The 18210-nt window shown below is 73.2% G+C and carries 15 protein-coding genes; 12 read left to right on the forward strand and 3 right to left on the reverse strand.

Annotation, left to right across the window (positions count from 1 at the left end; genetic code table 11):
• The first annotated feature begins 46 nt into the window (after positions 1–46).
• The 4 genes from hutU to hutI are packed head-to-tail and all read left to right on the forward strand — an operon-like array spanning position 47 to position 5491.
• Complete coding sequence (gene hutU, locus ABZ923_RS15430; protein ID WP_361471153.1) at positions 47–1711, forward strand: urocanate hydratase; 1665 nt, start codon at positions 47–49, stop codon at positions 1709–1711.
• A 47-nt stretch (positions 1712–1758) separates the two neighbouring features.
• On the forward strand, positions 1759–2961 hold the full coding sequence (locus ABZ923_RS15435; protein ID WP_361471239.1) for an allantoate amidohydrolase: 1203 nt from the start codon (positions 1759–1761) through the stop codon (positions 2959–2961).
• A complete protein-coding gene (locus ABZ923_RS15440; protein ID WP_361471155.1) occupies positions 2958–4295 on the forward strand; it encodes a formimidoylglutamate deiminase in 1338 nt (445 codons plus the stop codon). The genes ABZ923_RS15435 and ABZ923_RS15440 overlap by 4 nt, the downstream gene beginning before the upstream one ends.
• A 20-nt stretch (positions 4296–4315) precedes the next feature.
• Positions 4316–5491 (forward strand): imidazolonepropionase, encoded by a 1176-nt coding sequence (gene hutI / locus ABZ923_RS15445; RefSeq protein ID WP_361471157.1) that lies wholly within the window; start codon positions 4316–4318, stop codon positions 5489–5491.
• 12 nt (positions 5492–5503) lie between these two features.
• Here the strand turns inward: hutI and ABZ923_RS15450 are convergent, their stop codons facing one another.
• Both ABZ923_RS15450 and ABZ923_RS15455 read right to left on the reverse strand, forming a co-directional pair.
• Positions 5504–7033, reverse strand: coding sequence for an RICIN domain-containing protein (locus ABZ923_RS15450; protein ID WP_361471159.1), 1530 nt, complete (start codon positions 7031–7033; stop codon positions 5504–5506).
• A gap of 217 nt (positions 7034–7250) precedes the next feature.
• Positions 7251–8147, reverse strand: coding sequence for an RNA polymerase sigma factor SigF (locus tag ABZ923_RS15455; protein ID WP_361471161.1), 897 nt, complete (start codon positions 8145–8147; stop codon positions 7251–7253).
• A gap of 248 nt (positions 8148–8395) precedes the next feature.
• Here ABZ923_RS15455 and ABZ923_RS15460 point away from each other — a divergent pair, with 248 nt between their 5' ends.
• The 6 genes from ABZ923_RS15460 (at position 8396) to ABZ923_RS15485 (ending at position 13931) form a co-directional block, all read left to right on the forward strand.
• Positions 8396–8773, forward strand: a complete 378-nt coding sequence (locus ABZ923_RS15460; protein ID WP_030341416.1) for an STAS domain-containing protein — start codon at positions 8396–8398, stop codon at positions 8771–8773.
• 388 nt (positions 8774–9161) lie between these two features.
• A complete protein-coding gene (locus ABZ923_RS15465) occupies positions 9162–9740 on the forward strand; it encodes an ATP-binding protein (protein WP_361471162.1) in 579 nt (192 codons plus the stop codon).
• Between the two features lie 139 nt (positions 9741–9879).
• Positions 9880–10593: an LPXTG cell wall anchor domain-containing protein gene (locus ABZ923_RS15470; RefSeq protein ID WP_361471164.1), complete on the forward strand. Its 714-nt coding sequence runs from the start codon at positions 9880–9882 to the stop codon at positions 10591–10593.
• A 184-nt stretch (positions 10594–10777) separates the two neighbouring features.
• Entirely contained in the window at positions 10778–11575 is a 798-nt protein-coding gene (locus ABZ923_RS15475; RefSeq protein WP_361471166.1) for a hypothetical protein, read from the forward strand.
• 23 nt (positions 11576–11598) lie between these two features.
• Entirely contained in the window at positions 11599–12654 is a 1056-nt protein-coding gene (locus tag ABZ923_RS15480) for a hypothetical protein (protein WP_361471168.1), read from the forward strand.
• Positions 12655–12656: 2 nt separating this feature from the next.
• Complete coding sequence (locus tag ABZ923_RS15485; RefSeq protein WP_361471169.1) at positions 12657–13931, forward strand: hypothetical protein; 1275 nt, start codon at positions 12657–12659, stop codon at positions 13929–13931.
• A 157-nt stretch (positions 13932–14088) separates the two neighbouring features.
• Here ABZ923_RS15485 and ABZ923_RS15490 read toward each other — a convergent pair whose 3' ends face one another.
• Positions 14089–15594, reverse strand: coding sequence for an oligopeptide:H+ symporter (locus ABZ923_RS15490; protein WP_361471170.1), 1506 nt, complete (start codon positions 15592–15594; stop codon positions 14089–14091).
• A gap of 492 nt (positions 15595–16086) precedes the next feature.
• Here ABZ923_RS15490 and ABZ923_RS15495 point away from each other — a divergent pair, with 492 nt between their 5' ends.
• Together ABZ923_RS15495 and ABZ923_RS15500 are read left to right on the forward strand one after the other, a co-directional pair.
• Positions 16087–16764, forward strand: coding sequence for a response regulator transcription factor (locus ABZ923_RS15495; protein ID WP_361471172.1), 678 nt, complete (start codon positions 16087–16089; stop codon positions 16762–16764).
• A gap of 166 nt (positions 16765–16930) precedes the next feature.
• The gene (locus ABZ923_RS15500) at positions 16931–18202 is read left to right on the forward strand and encodes an ATP-binding protein (protein ID WP_361471174.1); all 1272 of its coding nucleotides are present in this window, start codon (positions 16931–16933) and stop codon (positions 18200–18202) included.
• Positions 18203–18210 lie beyond the last annotated feature (8 nt).

The raw sequence follows: 18210 nt of genomic DNA on the forward strand, positions 1-18210 counted from the left end.
AGGAAGACAGGATGTGAATAGACGTAGGCACAGGAGGAGGCTGACGATGTCGGGACCCCGCCCCGTACGAGCACCGCGCGGCACGGAACTGAGCGCTCTGGGATGGCAGCAGGAAGCCGCCCTGCGGATGCTGCAGAACAACCTCGACCCCGAGGTCGCCGAGCACCCCGACAAGCTCGTCGTCTACGGCGGCACCGGCAAGGCCGCCCGTGACTGGCGCTCCTTCGACGCCATGGTCCGCACCCTGAGGACCCTCAAGCAGGACGAGACCATGCTGGTCCAGTCCGGCCGCCCGGTCGGCGTCATGCAGACCCACGAGTGGGCCCCGCGCGTCCTCATCGCCAACTCCAACCTCGTCGGCGACTGGGCCAACTGGGAGGAGTTCCGCCGCCTGGAGGCCCTCGGCCTGACCATGTACGGCCAGATGACCGCCGGTTCCTGGATCTACATCGGCACCCAGGGCATCCTCCAGGGCACCTACGAGACCTTCGCCGCCGTCGCCGCGAAGAAGTTCGGCGGCACCCTCGCCGGGACCATCACCCTCACCGCCGGCCTCGGCGGCATGGGCGGTGCCCAGCCGCTGGCCGTGACCATGAACGACGGCGTCGCGATCTGCATCGACTGCGACCCGCGCGCCATCGAGCGCCGCATCGAGCACCGCTACCTCGACGTCCGGGCCGACTCCCTCGACCACGCCCTCCAGCTGGCCACCGAGGCCCGGGACGCCCGGCGCCCGCTGTCCATCGGCGTCCTCGGCAACGCGGCCGAACTGGTCCCGCAGCTCCTCGCGATGAACGCCCCCATCGACATCGTCACCGACCAGACCTCCGCCCACGACCCGCTGTCCTACCTGCCGGTGGGCGTGGCCTTCGAGGACATGGCCTCCGAGGCGGCGAAGGACCCGGCCGGCTTCACCACCCGCGCGCGTGAGTCCATGGCGAAGCACGTGGAGGCCATGGTCGGCTTCATGGACGCCGGCGCCGAGGTCTTCGACTACGGCAACTCCATCCGCGGCGAGGCCCAGCTGGCCGGCTACGGCCGCGCGTTCGCCTTCCCCGGCTTCGTCCCCGCCTACATCCGCCCCCTCTTCTGCGAGGGCAAGGGCCCCTTCCGCTGGGCGGCCCTGTCCGGCGACCCGGCTGACATCGCCAAGACCGACAAGGCGATCCTGGAGCTGTTCCCCGAGAACGAGTCCCTGGCCCGCTGGATCAAGCTGGCCGGCGAGCGGGTCCACTTCCAGGGCCTGCCCGCGCGCATCTGCTGGCTCGGCTACGGCGAGCGCGACAAGGCCGGCGAGCGCTTCAACGACATGGTGGCGAGCGGCGAGCTGGCCGCGCCCCTGGCCATCGGCCGGGACCACCTGGACTGCGGATCCGTCGCCTCCCCGTACCGCGAGACCGAGGCCATGCTCGACGGGTCCGACGCGATCGCCGACTGGCCGCTGCTGAACGCGATGGTCAACGTGGCTTCCGGCGCGTCCTGGGTGTCCATCCACCACGGTGGCGGGGTCGGCATGGGGCGGTCGATCCACGCCGGTCAGGTGACGGTGGCCGACGGCACGAAGCTGGGCGGCGAGAAGATCCGGCGCGTCCTCACCAACGACCCCGGGATGGGCGTCATCCGACACGTGGACGCGGGCTACGACATCGCGGAGTCCGTCGCGGGCGAGCGGGGGGTCCGGGTGCCGATGCGTGAGGGTGACGAGGCGTGACCCAGGCCCAGGAGCCGCAGCCCGGCGGGGGCAGCTCCTTCCACGAGATGTGGGCGGAGCTGCTCCCCATCGGGCGGCACCCCGAGTCGCGCGGTTACCGGCGCTACGCCTGGACCGGGGCCGACGCCGACTGCCGCGCCTGGTTCCGGCAGCAGGCCGAGGACCGGGGGCTGGCCTACGAGGTCGACCGGAACGGGAACCAGTGGGCCTGGCTCGGCGACCCCGCCGCCGGGGACGCCGTCGTCACGGGCTCCCACCTCGACTCCGTGCCGGACGGCGGGGCCTTCGACGGGCCCCTCGGCGTGGTGTCCTCCCTCGCCGCGCTGGACGAACTGCGCGCGCGGGGAGCGGAGTTCACCAAGCCCCTCGCCATCGTCAACTTCGGGGACGAGGAGGGGGCCCGGTTCGGGCTCGCCTGTGTCGGATCCCGGCTCACCGCCGGGCAGCTGACCGTCGAGCAGGCGCACCGCCTCACCGACGGGGACGGGATCAGCCTGCCGCGCGCCATGGAGGCGGCCGGCTACGACCCCGAGGCCATCGGGCCCGACCCCGAGCGGCTGGCCCGGATCGGCGCCTTCGTGGAGCTGCACGTCGAACAGGGCCGCGCGCTGGACCTGTCCGGGGACCGGGTCGGCGTCGCCAGCGCCATCTGGCCGCACGGCCGCTGGCGGTTCGACTTCCGGGGCGAGGCCAACCACGCCGGCACCACCCGGCTCGTGGACCGCCGCGACCCGATGCTGTCGTACGCCGAGACGGTGGTCGCCGCCCGCCGCGAGGCCGAACTCGCCGGTGCCGTCGCCACCTTCGGCAAGATCTCCGTCGAGCCCAACGGGGTCAACGCGATCCCGTCCCTCGTGCGCGGCTGGCTCGACTCCCGCGCCGCCGACCAGGACACCCTGGACACGGTGGTGGGCGGCATCGAGAAGGCGGCCCGGGAGTACGCCGACGCCCACGGCATCGACCTCGACGTCGTCCGGGAGTCCTTCACCCCCGTCGTGGAGTTCGACCACGCCCTGCGGGACGAACTCGCCCGCATCCTCGGCAAGGACACCGGCCTGACGGTGCCCGTCCTCGGCACCGGCGCGGGACACGACGCCGGGATCCTGTCCGGGAGCATTCCGACCGCCATGCTGTTCGTGCGCAACCCCACCGGTGTCTCGCACTCCCCGGCCGAGTCCGCGGCCGAGGACGACTGCGTGGCCGGGGTGCACGCACTCGCCGACGTACTGGAAGGGCTGGCCTGCAGGTGACCCAGGGAACCTACTGGTTGGAGCACGCCTGGCTCGGCACGACCGTCGAGCCGGGGGTGACCGTCGAGGTCGCGGACGGGCGGATCAGCGCCGTCCGCACCGGGACGCCCGCCCCGCCGCCCGGCGCCGAGGTGCTGCGCGGGCTGACCCTGCCGGGGCTCGCCAACGCCCACAGCCACGCCTTCCACCGGGCGCTGCGCGGCACGGTCCAGATCGGCTCCGGCACCTTCTGGACCTGGCGCGAGGTGATGTACTCCGTCGCCGACCACCTGACCCCGGAGACCTACCACGCCCTGGCGCGCGCGGTGTACGCCGAGATGGCTCTGGCCGGCATCACCTGTGTCGGCGAGTTCCACTACGTGCACCACGCCCCCGGCGGCACCCCCTACGCCGACCCCAACGCCATGGGCGAGGCGCTGATCGCGGCCGCCGCCGAGGCCGGCATCCGCATCACCCTCCTCGACACCTGTTACCTCTCCTCCGGCTTCGGCGAGGCCCCGAACACCCACCAGCTGCGATTCTCCGACGGCAGCGCGGAGGCCTGGGCGACACGCTGTGCAGTTCTCAAGGAGCGGGATCACGCACGGATCGGGGCGGCGATCCACTCCGTACGGGCCGTGCCCGCCGCCCAGTTGGCGACCGTGGCGGGCTGGGCGCAGGAGCGGCGGGCCCCGCTGCACGTGCACCTGTCGGAGCAGACCGCCGAGAACGACGCCTGCCTCGCCGCGCACGGCCGCACCCCCACCCGGCTGCTCGCCGACCACGGCGTGCTCGGGCCGCGCACCACCGGGGTGCACAACACCCACCTCACCGACGAGGACATCGCCCTGCTCGGCGGCTCGGGCACCGGCACCTGCATGTGCCCCACCACCGAACGAGACCTGGCCGACGGCATCGGCCCGGCCGTCGCCCTCCAGCGGGCCGGCTCCCCGCTCTCCCTCGGCTCCGACAGCCACGCCGTCATCGACCTGCTCGAAGAGGCGCGCGCGATGGAGCTGAACGAGCGGCTGCGCACCCGCACCCGCGGCCACTGGACGGCCGCCGCCCTGCTGCGGGCCGCCACCGCCGACGGCCACGCCGCCCTCGGCTGGGACGAGGCCGGCACGATCGAGACCGGCGCGCTCGCCGACCTGACGACGATCGCGCTGGACTCGGTCAGGACGGCCGGGCCACTGCCCCGACTGGGCGCCGAGACGGCCGTCTTCGCGGCGGGCGCGGCCGACGTGCGGCACACGGTCGTGGGCGGCCGGCATGTCGTACGCGACGGGGCGCACACGCTCGTACCGGACGTGCCGCAGGCCCTCGCGCGGGCGGTCGAAGCCCTCCGCGCCTGACGATCACCCACGAGGACACCATGAGCAGCAGCACCGTCATCACCAACATCGCCACACTGGTCACCAACGACCCCTCCCTGGGCGACGGCTCCCCCCTCGGTCTGATCCAGGACGCGGCCGTCGTCATCGACGGCGACCGTGTCGCGTGGACCGGTGAGTCAAGCAAAGCACCCGCCACTGACAACCGGGTCGACGCGGGCGGCCGGGCGGTGCTGCCGGGCTTCGTGGACTCCCACTCCCACCTGGTGTTCGCGGGCGACCGGACGCAGGAGTTCAACGCCCGCATGTCCGGCCGCTCCTACACCGCGGGCGGCATCCGCACCACCGTCGCGGCCACCCGGGCCGCGAGCGACGCGGAACTGGAGGCGAACCTCACCCGTTACCTCGACGAGGCCCTCCGCCAGGGCACGACGACGTTCGAGACCAAGTCGGGCTACGGCCTCACCGTCGAGGACGAGTCCCGCGCCCTGCGCCTCGCGGCCAAGCACACCGACGAGGTGACGTACCTCGGCGCGCACATCGTCAGCCCCGACTACGCCGACGACCCGGCGGCCTACGTCGCCCTGGTCACCGGCGAGATGCTGGACGCCTGCGCGCCGCACGCCCGCTGGATCGACGTCTTCTGCGAGAAGGGCGCCTTCGACGGCGACCAGGCCCGCGCGATCCTCACCGCCGGCAAGGCGAAGGGCCTGCATCCGCGCATCCACGCCAACCAGCTCTCCCACGGCCCCGGCGTGCAGCTCGCCGTCGAACTGGACGCGGCCAGCGCCGACCACTGCACCCACCTCACGGACGCGGACGTGGACGCCCTGGCCAACAGCGCCACGGTCGCCACCCTGCTCCCCGGCGCCGAGTTCTCCACCCGCGCCGAGTGGCCGGACGCCCGCCGCCTCCTGGACGCCGGTGCGACGGTCGCCCTCTCCACGGACTGCAACCCCGGCTCGTCGTTCACCTCCTCCGTCCCCTTCTGCATCGCGCTGGCCGTCCGCGACATGCGGATGACCCCGGACGAGGCGGTCTGGTCGGCCACGGCCGGCGGCGCCGCCGCCCTCCGCCGCACCGACATCGGCCGCCTCACCCCGGGCGCCTTCGCCGACCTGACCCTGCTGGACGCGCCCAGCCACGTCCACCTCGCCTACCGGCCGGGCGTGCCGCTGGTCAGCGGTGTGTGGCGGCGGGGGGTCCGGGTGGTGTGACGACGGGGACGCTCACCTCGCCCCCGCACGCCATCGCTGGCCGCGGCTGTCGGACAGGGCGCGCAGGGACACGCCGTCGCCGTCGGCCGGGGTCACCGCCGTCTCGATGGCGATGGCCGGGCGGATCGTGCCGTCGGGGTCGACGGTGAAGCGGAGGTTCTCGCCGTTGCGGCCGTCGATTGAGTCGCATTCCCAGATGCCCACGCCCCGGTCGACCGAGCCCCGGCTGTCCAGGCAGACGTCGTCGTCGGCCGCCGAGCGGAGCACGCCCAGGGAGGCGTCGACGCTCCAGCGCTGGGTGGCGGAGGAGTCGCAAGCGGCCGTGACGACGTCGTTGCCCTTCGACAGGTCGCCGTCGCGGATGTCCAGGCAACGGCCCGTGGCGAGGTTGACGACCTGGGCGTAGGCGGCGCCCGGCGGGGCGGGCGGAGGCGTCGGGCTGGGGGTCCGGCGGCGGGGCGGGGCCGGAGCCGGGCGGTGTGACGTCGGCGTGGGGGACGGGGACTTGGAGGTGGGGGACGGGGAGGGAGAGCGGGACGGGGGGATCGAGACCGTTGCCGTCACCGTCACCGACGAGGGCGCGGGGGTTACCGCCGCCGGGCGCCGGTCGGTGGAGTGCGCGGGGCTGAACAGGAAGATCAGGAGCGGGATCAGGGCCACGCCCAGGGCCGCCGAGCCGAGCAGGAGGGGGCCGCGGAGCGGCCGGCCCGGTGTGCCCGCCGTCGCGGGCACGGCGGCGGGTCCGGGGCGCTCCTCCTGGCGCAGGTACGCCGTTCCGCGCCACGGCAGCAGACCCTCGGCGAGGGTCTGCCGGGGTGCGTCCCGCAGCGCCCGCAGCTCCTCGAGCGCGGCCGCGCAGTGTGGGCAGCGCGCCATGTGGGTGTCCAGGTCGGCGCTGCGGCGCGGGGCGTCCGGCCGTACCGCCTCCTCGATCAGCCGCCGGAAGTCCGGGCAGCGCGGGTCGTCGGAAGCAGCCAGCCGGTGCCGCAGGCAGGCCCGGGCCAGGGCGGCGAGGGCTCGCGGGGTGTCGTGCGAGACGTCCGCGAGGCCGATGCCGAGGAAGGCGGCGGTGCGCTCCTCGGGTTCCGCGTCGAGGACGCCGTACCAGAGCAGTCCCTGGGCGCGGGACGGCAGTGACTGGAAGGCCGGGAGCAGGGGTGGGGTCGGGCCCTCGGGGTGGCCGGCCGTGGTCAGCACCAGCAGCAGGCCCGGGTCGACGCCCGCCGCGCGTTCGCCGCGCGCCCAGCCCGCCGCCAGCCGCACGGTGAGGAGCAGCAGCCGGTGGCGCAGGGGGACGGGCGGGTCGACGCCCCGGGCCGTCTCGCGGGCCGCCGTGGTGAACGTCTCCGCCGCCAGCCGGCGGGCCGCGGACTCACTCGTCGCGCACAGCCGGGCGTAGGCGAGGACCGCCGGGTGGTGCCGGCGGCGCAGCTCCTGCAACGCCGGGTACGCCGTGGGCGTGGGCGAGCGCAGCAGTTCGGTCAGCCGTGCGTCCGGCGCGTCTTCGTGGTCCCCCGCCATGGCGTGGTCCCCCTCGGCCATGCAACACCCTCCGTCCCGAGAAGGCAGCTGACATACCAGCCAGTTTGGGGACCCATAGTGGTGGACGGCGGCGGCCGCGGAAAGAGGTTGCTGTGAGGAACCGCATAACGGTTGGGGTGTGGGGCACCCGTGAGCCGGTGGCGTGCGTCCCGGGGACGGCGAAGCGGCCCGGCGTCCTCGGCCGAGCCGCTTTCCGCATCCGCGAGCGCCGCCGGTGTCACTCCTCCACGGTCAGCCCCTTGCGCAGCCGGACCAGGGTGCGCGAGAGCAGCCGGGACACGTGCATCTGGGAGATGCCGAGTTCCTCGCCGATCTCCGACTGGGTCATGTTCGCCACGAACCGCAGGGAGAGGATCTTGCGGTCCCGGGGCGCGAGTTCGGCGATCAGCGGCTTGAGCGACTCGATGTACTCGATGCCCTCCAGGCCGTGGTCCTCGTACCCGATACGGTCCGCGAGCGCGCCCTCGGTCTCGTCCTCCTCGGGCTGGGCGTCCAGCGAGGAGGCGGTGTACGCGTTCGAGGCGGCCATGCCCTCGACGACCTCGTCGTTGGAGATGCCGAGGCGTTCGGCGAGTTCGGCGACCGTGGGGGCGCGGTCCAGCTGCTGGGCCAGCTCGTCACCGGCCTTGGCGAGGTCGAGCCGCAGCTCCTGCAGCCGGCGCGGGACGCGCACGGACCACGAGGTGTCACGGAAGAACCGCTTGATCTCGCCGATGATGGTCGGCATCGCGAAGGTGGGGAACTCGACGCCGCGGGAGAGTTCGAAGCGGTCGATCGCCTTGATCAGGCCGATGGTGCCGACCTGGATGATGTCCTCCATGGGCTCGCTGCGGGAGCGGAAGCGGGAGGCGGCGAACTTGACGAGCGCGAGGTTCAGCTCGACGAGGGTGTTGCGGACGTACGCGTGCTCGTACGTCCCTTCCTCCAGCGACTCCAGCCGCTCGAAGAGGGTCTTGGACAGGGCCCGCGCGTCGACCGGGCCGATCTCGTCGTACGGGGGGATCTCCGGGAGCCCCTCGAAGAGGTCGAGGGTGTCGATGGGATGATCCAGTTGGTCCGGTGGGGGTGTCGACGTCGCGAGCGGGGTATGCGATGCGTCGAGCCGGGGTGACATGGGTGTCCTCCATCGTTCTCGGCATAAGGCTGCCGAAGCCAGTGGGTGCACTGCGGTGTGCGGCGCCTCCGAAGCCGGCGTGTAGGGGTGTGTGTCCTTACTAGCCCTACCCGGTGGAGCGAGTGAGTCGCAAGTGCGTTCTGTGTCGATATGTCCGATTGTGTGCGGATGTTCGGGTGTCGGAGTGCGCATGGAAGGCGTAATGTTCGAGGGCATCAGCAGCCACGACCTCGGGAGAGAGAGACGGCATGGACCACGGGACGGTCGGCAGCGCACAGTCGGGCCGGCTTCTGGTGGAGGTGCGGGAAGAGGGCTCCAGCGCCGTTGTGACACCGGCCGGCGAGCTGGACCACCACACCGCCGATCTTCTGCGTGAGCCCCTCGACGACCTACTGGACAAGGGCTTCGCGCGGCTCGTCGTGGACTGCTCACGCCTGGAGTTCTGCGACTCCACGGGACTGAACGTCCTGCTCGGCGCCCGGCTGAAGGCGGAGGCCGCCGGAGGCGGCGTCCACCTGGCCGGAATGCTGCCGGTGGTCGCCCGCGTGTTCGAGATCACCGGAGCCGAGGCGGTCTTCACCGTCCACGATTCCGTGGAGGCGGCCCTGGCCGACGGTGCCGACTGAGCCGCCACCCCCGCCCGGACCGCCGCGCGCACCGGCTCCCGAGGGCGTCGTCCGCGTCACGTCCAATACGGGGGTGTTCCGCCGGATCGGCCGGGCAGGAGAGGGCAGAGGAAGGCAGGAGGCGTCCTGCCGACCGCCGGATCCTCCGGGACCGGCGAACGACCTGACGGAACGCGCGTCCGACGCGCGGACGGGACGGGACCCCGCCCGGGCGGCGGAGGAACAGCCGACCCGCCGGCGGACGGGGACGGGGACGACCTGCGTACGACCAGCGGACGGCGTACGGACCGGCCGGCGCCGACGGTGCCGGACCTATGGCCCGGCCGCCGGCCGGACTACTGACCGGATATTGAATCGTGAACTGGTGAATCGGTGAGGTGAAGCGCTGATGAGCACCACCCGGCCTTACTCGCCGGGCGACCGCGGCCCGGAGCCCAGCGGCGCTTCCGGGGCGTCCGAGGGGGAGGCGCCGGCCACTGGCGCAGCCACGGGGGCAGCCGCGCCGTCCGTGCCGTCCGTGTCGCCCGGGGCGGCCGACGGCGCGCCGCAGGCCCGGGGCCGGCAGGCCCGCAGACTCCGCCTGGAAGGGGAGAGCGGGGTGGTCCCGCTCGCCCGCGACTTCACCCGCCAGGCGCTGTACGCGTGGGGCTGGCTGCCGGCCGACTCGGCCGACCAGCGGGCCGCCGCCGAGGACGTGCTGCTCGTCGTCTCCGAACTGGTCACCAACGCCTGCCTGCATGCCGAGGGTCCCGACGAACTGCGCCTGGCCTGCGACAACAAGGTCATCCGGCTCGAGGTCTCCGACCGGGGCACCGGCCAGCCGACCCCGCGCACCCCACACCGCGCCGGCCGCCCCGGCGGCCACGGCATGTTCATCGTGCAGCGGCTGTGCCTGGACTGGGGCGTGCTCCGCGCCCCCGGTACGCCGGGCAAGACGGTCTGGGCGGAACTGGGCGCCCCGGCCTGACCCTCGTACGCGGCACCTCTTCGCGCACGCCGGATCGCCACAACTCCGGCGTGTGACGCGTCTTCCAACCTCACGGCCCCCGGCGTACCTTGACGGCCCAATCTGATGTGCCGTCAGGAATGAATGGGGTGGACCGAACGTGTCGTACCCGAAACGAACCGCCGCGCTCGCGTCCGCCGCGGCCCTGGCCGGCTCGGCGGTGCTGCTGGCCGCGCCGGCCGCCCACGCCGGCGTCGTCGACGTCAACTACCGCTGCCAGACCCCGATCGGTGTCAAGAGCGCCGTCTCGCCCATCGACATCAAGGGCGTCCGGAGCGGCAGCGGCTACAAGATCACCATGTCCTGGCAGAAGGGCGTCTCCTCCAGCCCGGTCGAGCTGGGCAAGGGGGCGATGAGCCCGAGCGCCACCATCAGGCTGGGCGGCGCCGACAGCGGCACGCTCGCCGTCAGCGGGCCCGCCAACGCCGCCGCGATCCCGGCCGACACGCCCATCAAGATCAGCGACTTGAGCGGCACCTACACGCCGAAGAAGAGCGGCAAGGTGACCTTCACGCCGGGCACGCTGACCATCAAGGCGCTCGGTACGACGACGACCTGCACGCCGACCAACAGCCCGAAACCGTCCCTGACCCTGGACGTGACGGCGGCCGGCGGCTCGTCGTCCTCTTCCTCGTCATCCTCCTCTTCCTCGTCGTCCTCCTCGTCGGGCGGCACCTCCTCCGACGGGCAGCTGCCGCAGACCGGTCCCGAGGACTCCGCGGTCGCCCTCGGCACGCTCGGCGGAACGGTTCTCCTCGCCGGCGCGGCGGGCACCCTGTGGCTGACCCGGCGCGACCGGACCGCCCGCCGCTGACCGGGACCGGCCGTCTCTGACCGGGACCGCCCGGACCGCCGCCCCTGACCGGGACCGGCCAGACCGCCCACCGCTGACCGGGTCCGGCCGGACCGCACCCCGCCGCCGCCCCGGCGCCGCCCGTCGAACCGTCCGGCCATCACCGCTGGAGCCGCCCATGCCGCCCGCGCCGCCCCCTTCGCGGATGCCACTGCTCGTCACCCTGCTCCTGCCGCTCACGCTGCTGACCGCCGCCCCGCCCGCCCACGCGCAGTCCGGCGGCTGGTCGCTCGCGCCCCTGGGCGGCGGGCGCCCCGCGTTCTACGCCGAGGGCGCGCCCGGGGCGGTGCTCCAGGACACGGTGGCCGTGACCAACCGCGCCCGGACACCGCTCACCGTCCGGCTGCGGGGCACCGGCGTGCCGGCGACCCTCGCCCGCGCCGCCCTCACCGTCCCGGCCCGGACCCGTGCCGAGGTGCCCTTCACGGTGACCGTGCCGCGGGGGGCCGCGCCCGGCGACCGCACCGGCGCGATCGTGGCGCGCGACGCGCACGGCCGAACCGCGACCGTGCCGGTCCGTGTGCGCGCCGTCGGCCCGGCGCTGGCCGCGCTGACCGTCGAGCACCTCGCCGTACACGCCGACCGGATCACGTACGAGCTGGTCAACCGCGGTACGACCGTCCTCGCACCGACGCTCGCGGTCCGCGCCGACGGGCTCTTCGGCCCGGTCCTGGACCGCGCCCCGCGCACCCTGCCGGTCCGGTTGGCCCCGGGCGCCCGGTGCACGCTCAGCGAGCCCTGGCCCGGCCGGCCGGCGCTGGACCGGGTCCGCGTGCGGCTGACGGTGACGGCACCGGGCGGTGCGCACGACACCGCGAGCACCTCGGCGGCGTACGTCCCGTGGGGCGCGGTGGCCGGCACGGCGGGTGGGGCGGCGGCGGTCACGGCGGTGATCCGGCGCAGGCGGCGCGGCGCCCGCTGTTCGACAGGGGTGGTGGCGTGAAGCGGGGGGCGCTGGTGGTTCTCGTGGCACTGCTGGTGGGACTGGCCGGACCGGTCGAACAGGGGGCGGCGGTGCAGCGGCCGGCGGTGAGGCTGTCGGCGGCGCAGTCCGGGGTCGGTGGGTCGGTCACCGTCAGCGGGACCGGCTGGCGGCCGCGCACGCTGCTGATGATGCTGGTGTGCGGCCGGGCCACCCCGGCCCAGGGAGTCGTCGGCGGCACCAACTCCTGTGCCAACGGCGATGGCCGGGCCGTGACCACCGGCGCCGACGGCACCTTCCGCCGGAGACTGCCGGTCGCCGAACCTCCCGTCCCCTGCCCCTGCGTGGTGCACGTGGCCACCGTCACCGGCGCCGGGGCCGAGGCGGACGCCGTCCTCCAGGTCGCCGGACACCCCGTGGCCCCGCTGCCCGCCGAGCGCTCCGCCGGCCGGCTGGCGGTGCTCTCCGACACCCGGCTGACCGGCTCCAGTGGGCTGCTGACCTGGTTCGGGGCGCCGCCCAGCCGCACCCTGGTGGTCACCGTCGGCAACACCGGCACGAGCCCGATCGAGAACCCGGTGTTCCAGGTCGGCACCGCGCACGGCGTGTTCGCCCCCGAGTGGGACGAACGGCAGTGGCACGGCACCCTGGCGCCCGGGAAGAAGGCGCAGGTCGAGCTGCCGGTCGAACTGCCCGCGGGGGCGCACGGCGACTACACCGTGACGCTGCGCCACCGCGGCCGGGTACTCGCCGAGCAGCCGTGGGGCGTGGGCCGGCCGTGGGGCGTGACCCTGTTCTGGATCCTGCTCTGCCTGGTCGTACCGGCCGCCCTGTTCCGCATCGGCATGGCGGTGGTGGACCACCTCCGCCCGCACCGCCCCGGCGGCACCCCCCGCGCGCCCCGGCCCGCCCCGCGCCTGCGCCTGCCGCTCCCGCGCTCCCGCACCGCCCGGCCCCTGGCCGCCCGGGCCGCCCCCACTCCGACCCTGCCGTGGTTCACCCCGGACTCCGCTCCGGGCGGCCCGGCCGGCCGGTCCTCCGCACCGCACGACCACAGCCCGACGAGTCCTACGACTCCCACCACGAAGGGACCCACGTGAGCATGCGAAGGAGAGGCACAGCGGCCGGGAGCACGGGCGCCCTGCTGGTGCTCTGTGCGGCGGGCGTCCTGCTGGGCCCGATGGTGGCGCCCGCGCAGGCGGCCGAGGTGGCCTACGCCACCCACTGCGTGCCGCCCGCGGGCATCGACCCCGTCGACGGCACCACGAAGGTCGAGATCACCGCGCCGGCCACGGCCAAGGTGGGCGACACGGTGGACATCGGGTGGAAGTTCGTCCAGGCCGCGTCCAGGAACCCGGACATCATCGACCTGCCCGCGAACTCGGTCCAGCCGTCCGGCGTCCTGAAGGCGGCCGGCGCGCAGACCGCCGACATCGCCCTGCAAGGTCCGCGGGAGAACCCCGCCATCCCCAAGGGCGGGAACATGGTGCTGTCCGACATGAAGGGCAGCCTGAAGCTGACGGCGGCCGGCGAGGTGACCCTGACGCCGGACGCCTACACCGTCAACGCGATGTCGACCGACACCAGGTGCGCGCCCAAGGAGGCCGTGCAGAAGGCGGCGACGATCCGGGTGACGGCGGGCGGCGGTACGGCGACCGCCACCGCGCCCCCGACGAAGTCGGCGCCCCCCACCCACTCGGCCACGGCCACGGCGACCGGCGGCACCGGGCAGACCGACTTCCCCGGCAAGGAGGTGCAGGTCCCCTACGCCTGCAAGACCCCGATAGGCGACAGGAGCGCGACCTCGCCGGTGCGGATCGACGCGAAGAAGGACGGCGGGAGCTACGCCCTCACCGTGCGGTTCGGGAAGTCGGTGATGGACAGCCCCGTCGACATCCCGAAGGACTCCGTGAAGCCGTCCATGGAGGTGGTGCTGGGCGGCGCCGACAAGGGCACGGTGCACGTGGAGGGACCGACGAACGCGAGCCCCGTCAAGTCCGGCGAGCCGATCGAGATCCCCGACCTCACCGGCACCTACAAGCCCGGCGCCGGCGGCACCTCGACGCTGTCCCCGGGCATCCTCACGGTCAAGGCCCTCGGCACGACCACGACCTGCACCCCGACGAAGACGGAGGTCTCCCTCACCCTGGACACCACCGGGCAGCCGGGCGGCGCCGCCGGCGGGACGTCGACGTCGGGCGGATCCTCGGGCACCGCCACGACCGGCGGCGACAACGGCGACAGCGGCTCCGGCGGCCTGGCCGAGACGGGCGCGGGCGACCACGGCGCCCTGAAGGCCCTCGGCCTGATCTCGGGAACGGCGATCCTGCTGGGCGGCGCGATCTTCACGGTGCTTCCCAGACGAAGGGCGCGATAGCCGACCCGGGGGGCGCGGGGAACTGCGCGACAAGCCACACCCGACCCGCGGCCACCCAGACGCCATGGTCTGAAGGACACTCGGCGCCCCCGTACACACCAGGAGGGCCGCCACACCCACCCGGGTGCAGCGGCCCTCCCGGCCAAGTCCCGAAGGACTAGTGCACGTTGCCCATCAGCTTCTTCACCTTGCCGCGGTACATCCACACCGCGACACCCGCGACCACGGCGAGACCCGCCTCCAGGGCGACGAAGCCCATGCGGTCGAGGTTGACGCCGCCGACGGCCGGGTTGGACAGCAGGGCGGTGACGGAGTCGCCCGCGGTGACCGCGAGGAACCAGACACCCATCATCTGCGAGGCGTACTTCTTCGGCGCCATCTTGGTCGTCACGGACAGACCGACCGGAGACAGCGTCAGCTCACCGATGGTCTGCGCGAAGTAGATGGCGACCAGCCACATCGCCGCGGCCTTGTGACCGCCCTCCGCGATGGACAGCGGGGCGAGGAAGACGAAGAAGGACGCACCCACCAGCACCAGGCCGGAGGCGAACTTCACGATGGTGCTCGGCTCCTTGCCGCGGCGGTTCAGCCACAGCCACAGCCAGGCGAAGACCGGCGCCAGCGCCATGATCATGACCGGGTTGACCGACTGGTACCAGGAGACCGGGAACTCCCAGCCGAAGATGGTGTTGTCGGCCCGCTTCTCGGCGAACAGCGACAGGGTCGAGCCACCCTGGTCGTAGATCATCCAGAACACGGCGGCGGCGACGAAGAACCAGATGTACGCCGACACCTTCGACCGCTCGGCGGAGTCCAGGTCCTTGTCCCGCAGGATGCGGGTGATGACCATGATCGGCACGAGCAGGCCGATGAGGGTGAGCGGGATCAGCGCCCAGTTCAGGGTGAAGTGGCCGGTGCCGCCGACGACGCCGTAGAAGACCACGGCGACGGCCAGCCAGATCAGGCCCTTGCGCAGGGTGGTCGCCTTCTCGGCGGGCGTCAGCGGGGTCGGGACCTCGCTGCTCTTCGGGTTCAGGTGGCGGCCGCCCAGCAGGTACTGGGCGAGGCCCAGCGCCATGCCGAGCGCGGCCAGCGCGAAGCCCAGGTGCCAGTTGACGTTCTCACCGACGGTGCCGATGACCAGCGGCGCGACGAAGGCACCGAGGTTGATGCCGATGTAGAAGAGCGTGAAGCCGCCGTCCCGGCGCGGGTCCTCGGGGCCGTCGTACAGGTGGCCGACCATCGTGGAGATGTTGGCCTTCAGCAGACCGGAACCGATGGCGACGAGACTCAGGCCGACGTAGAAGCTCGCGGCGGCGGGCAGCGCGAGGCACAGGTGGCCGAGCATGATGACGATGCCCGCGACGGTGACCGTCTTGCGGGGGCCGAGCACCCGGTCGGCGAACCAGCCGCCGGGCAGGGTGAGCAGGTAGACGAGCGACAGGTAGACGGCGTAGATCGCCGTCGCCGTGCCCGCGTTCAGGTGCAGGCCACCCGGGGCCACCAGGTACAGCGGGAGCAGGGCCCTCATGCCGTAGTAGGAGAAACGCTCCCACATCTCGGTCATGAAGAGAGTGGCCAGTCCGCGGGGGTGGCCGAAGAAGGTCTTCTCGGAACCGGGGGTGCCCGGGTGGACCGAGTCCTTCGTCAGGCTGGACGCCATGGTCGTTCCTTGCTGGTCGGGACGCGGCTGCTGGAGCGTTGCGCGCCCGGTGGGGGTGCGGCCGGCACCGGCAGGTCGGTCGTCCACCCCCACGCCCAGGGGGAGCCCGCTCCGGATCACGGAGTGGCGGACGGCGACCACCGGGATCCACGCCCCACGACGCTTCAGCGCGCCCGGAGCCCGGCCAGAGGTCGTTCCTTTCAAGGCTGATCTTGGTCAGCCCGCACACGAAAGAGACCTTCAGCGTCACTGCCCGCCAAAGGTCCCCGGTGTACTACAGGCGTTCAGATCACCATACGGCAGGACACTGCCGGATATGGAAGGACTTGAGACGCGGATCACAGGTGTCGCGGGAACCGTGCGCGGGAATTCGAAGGTCCTTCCCAGGATCGCATCCCCAGGTCAATGGTTCGTACCAGCAGGCCCGGAAGGTAAGAAGCCCGGGAACCGATCACACCCCGGCACCGCACCCGGGCGGTCTACCATCACCTCATGACCCGTGTACTGCTCGCCGAGGACGACGCGTCCATCTCGGAGCCGCTGGCCCGCGCCCTGCGCCGGGAAGGTTACGAGGTCGAGGTGCGCGAGGACGGACCCGCCGCGCTCGACGCCGGAATGCAGGGCGGCGTCGACCTGGTCGTGCTCGACCTGGGCCTGCCCGGTATGGACGGCCTGGAGGTCGCCCGCCGGCTGCGCTCCGACGGCCACGCCGTGCCGATCCTCATCCTGACCGCGCGCGCCGACGAGGTGGACACCGTCGTCGGCCTGGACGCGGGCGCCGACGACTACGTCACCAAGCCCTTCCGGCTCGCCGAACTGCTCGCCCGGGTGCGGGCCCTGCTCCGGCGCGGCGCCGCCGAGCCGCAGCAGCCGCCGGCCACGCACGGGGTGCGGATCGACGTCGAGTCGCACCGGGCGTGGATGGGCGACGAGGAACTCCAGCTCACGGCCAAGGAGTTCGACCTGCTGCGGGTGCTGGTGCGGGACGCCGGCCGGGTGGTGACCCGGGACCAGCTGATGCGCGAGGTCTGGGACACCACGTGGTGGTCGTCGACCAAGACCCTCGACATGCACATCTCCTGGCTGCGCAAGAAGCTCGGGGACGACGCGGCGAACCCCCGGTACATCGCCACGGTGCGGGGAGTCGGCTTCCGGTTCGAGAAGAGCTGAGCTCCCCCGGAGGGGGCACCCCCAGCCGCTGGGCACTGACCGACATGAGGGGTCGCGTGGTGGGGGCTCGGGCGGCCGCCCGGCCGCCGGTCCGCCGTGACCGGTCGCGCCGTTCCCCGCGCCCTTCGGGGCGTGCCCCACTGGATAAAGCTCCCCGGAGAATCCCATGCGCCGACGTCTCATCCAGTCCACCCTCGCCGTCGTCCTCGTGGTGATCGCGGTCTTCGGCGTCTCCCTCGTGATCGTCGAGACGCGGACGATCAGCAACAGCGCCCAGGAGCGGGTGGAGTCGGAGGCGGTGCGGCTGGCCAGCATCGTGGACAGCCGGATCCTCGCCGCGGAGAACGTCAACGCCGATGTTCTGCGCAACCCGGTCAGCAAGGACCAGTACGCGGTCATCAGCCTGCCCGGCAGGCCGCCCATAGAGATCGGCGGCAAGCCCCAGGGCGACACCATCAGCTACACCCAGCACGGTGAGGAGGGCGAGACGGTCACCGTGCAGGAGCCCCGCTCCGCGGTGACCCGCGAGGTCGGCCGGACCCTGCTGATCATCGGGCTGGTCGCGCTGCTCGCCGTGGTGGCGGCCGTGCTCCTCGCCGTACGGCAGGCCAACCGGCTCGCCTCCCCGCTGACCGACCTCGCCGAGACCGCCGAACGCCTCGGCTCCGGCGATCCGCGCCCGCGCCACAAGCGCTACGGCGTCCCCGAGCTGGACCGGGTCGCCGATGTGCTGGACGCCTCCGCCGAGCGGATCGGGCGCATGCTGACCGCCGAGCGGCGCCTCGCGGCCGACGCCTCCCACCAGCTGCGTACCCCGCTGACCGCGCTGTCCATGCGGCTGGAGGAGATCACCCTCACCGACGACCCGGACACGGTGAAGGAGGAGGCGACGATCGCGCTGACGCAGGTCGAGCGGCTGACGGACGTCGTGCAGCGGCTGCTGACGAACTCCCGCGACCCGCGCACCGGCTCCGCCGTCACCTTCGACCTGGACGAGGTCATCCAGCAGCAGCTCGCCGAGTGGCGGCCCGCCTACCGCAGCGTCGGCCGGGCCATCGTCAGCTCCGGCAAGCGGCACCTGCAGGCGGTGGGCACCCCGGGCGCGGTCGCCCAGGTGCTGGCCGCGCTGATCGAGAACTCGCTCATGCACGGCGGCGGCACCGTCGCCCTGCGCACGCGGGTCACCGGGAACCAGGCGGTGATCGAGGTCACCGACGAGGGGCCGGGTGTGCCGGCGGATCTCGGCGCGCGGATCTTCGAGCGCACGATCAGCGGGCGGAACTCCACCGGGATCGGCCTGGCCGTCGCCCGGGACCTCGCGGAGGCCGACGGCGGCCGGCTGGAACTGCTCCAGGCGCAGCCCCCGGTCTTCGGCCTGTTCCTGTCGCGCACACCGCCCTCCCGCAAGCCGGACGAGGAGCGGCCCACGGTCCGCTAGCCGGCGCG

The organism is Streptomyces sp. NPDC046881, assembly GCF_040645015.1.
Taxonomy (GTDB): Bacteria; Actinomycetota; Actinomycetes; order Streptomycetales; family Streptomycetaceae; genus Streptomyces.

Coding starts and splice junctions, on each gene's coding strand:
- hutU (WP_361471153.1), top strand. CDS start 47: ATGTCGGGACCCCGCCCCGTACGAGCACCGCGCGGCACGGAACTGAGC.
- ABZ923_RS15435 (WP_361471239.1), top strand. CDS start 1,759: ATGTGGGCGGAGCTGCTCCCCATCGGGCGGCACCCCGAGTCGCGCGGT.
- hutI (WP_361471157.1), top strand. CDS start 4,316: ATGAGCAGCAGCACCGTCATCACCAACATCGCCACACTGGTCACCAAC.
- ABZ923_RS15450 (WP_361471159.1), bottom strand. CDS start 7,033: ATGGCCGAGGGGGACCACGCCATGGCGGGGGACCACGAAGACGCGCCG.
- ABZ923_RS15455 (WP_361471161.1), bottom strand. CDS start 8,147: ATGTCACCCCGGCTCGACGCATCGCATACCCCGCTCGCGACGTCGACA.
- ABZ923_RS15460 (WP_030341416.1), top strand. CDS start 8,396: ATGGACCACGGGACGGTCGGCAGCGCACAGTCGGGCCGGCTTCTGGTG.
- ABZ923_RS15465 (WP_361471162.1), top strand. CDS start 9,162: ATGAGCACCACCCGGCCTTACTCGCCGGGCGACCGCGGCCCGGAGCCC.
- ABZ923_RS15475 (WP_361471166.1), top strand. CDS start 10,778: ATGCCACTGCTCGTCACCCTGCTCCTGCCGCTCACGCTGCTGACCGCC.
- ABZ923_RS15485 (WP_361471169.1), top strand. CDS start 12,657: ATGCGAAGGAGAGGCACAGCGGCCGGGAGCACGGGCGCCCTGCTGGTG.
- ABZ923_RS15490 (WP_361471170.1), bottom strand. CDS start 15,594: ATGGCGTCCAGCCTGACGAAGGACTCGGTCCACCCGGGCACCCCCGGT.
- ABZ923_RS15495 (WP_361471172.1), top strand. CDS start 16,087: ATGACCCGTGTACTGCTCGCCGAGGACGACGCGTCCATCTCGGAGCCG.
- ABZ923_RS15500 (WP_361471174.1), top strand. CDS start 16,931: ATGCGCCGACGTCTCATCCAGTCCACCCTCGCCGTCGTCCTCGTGGTG.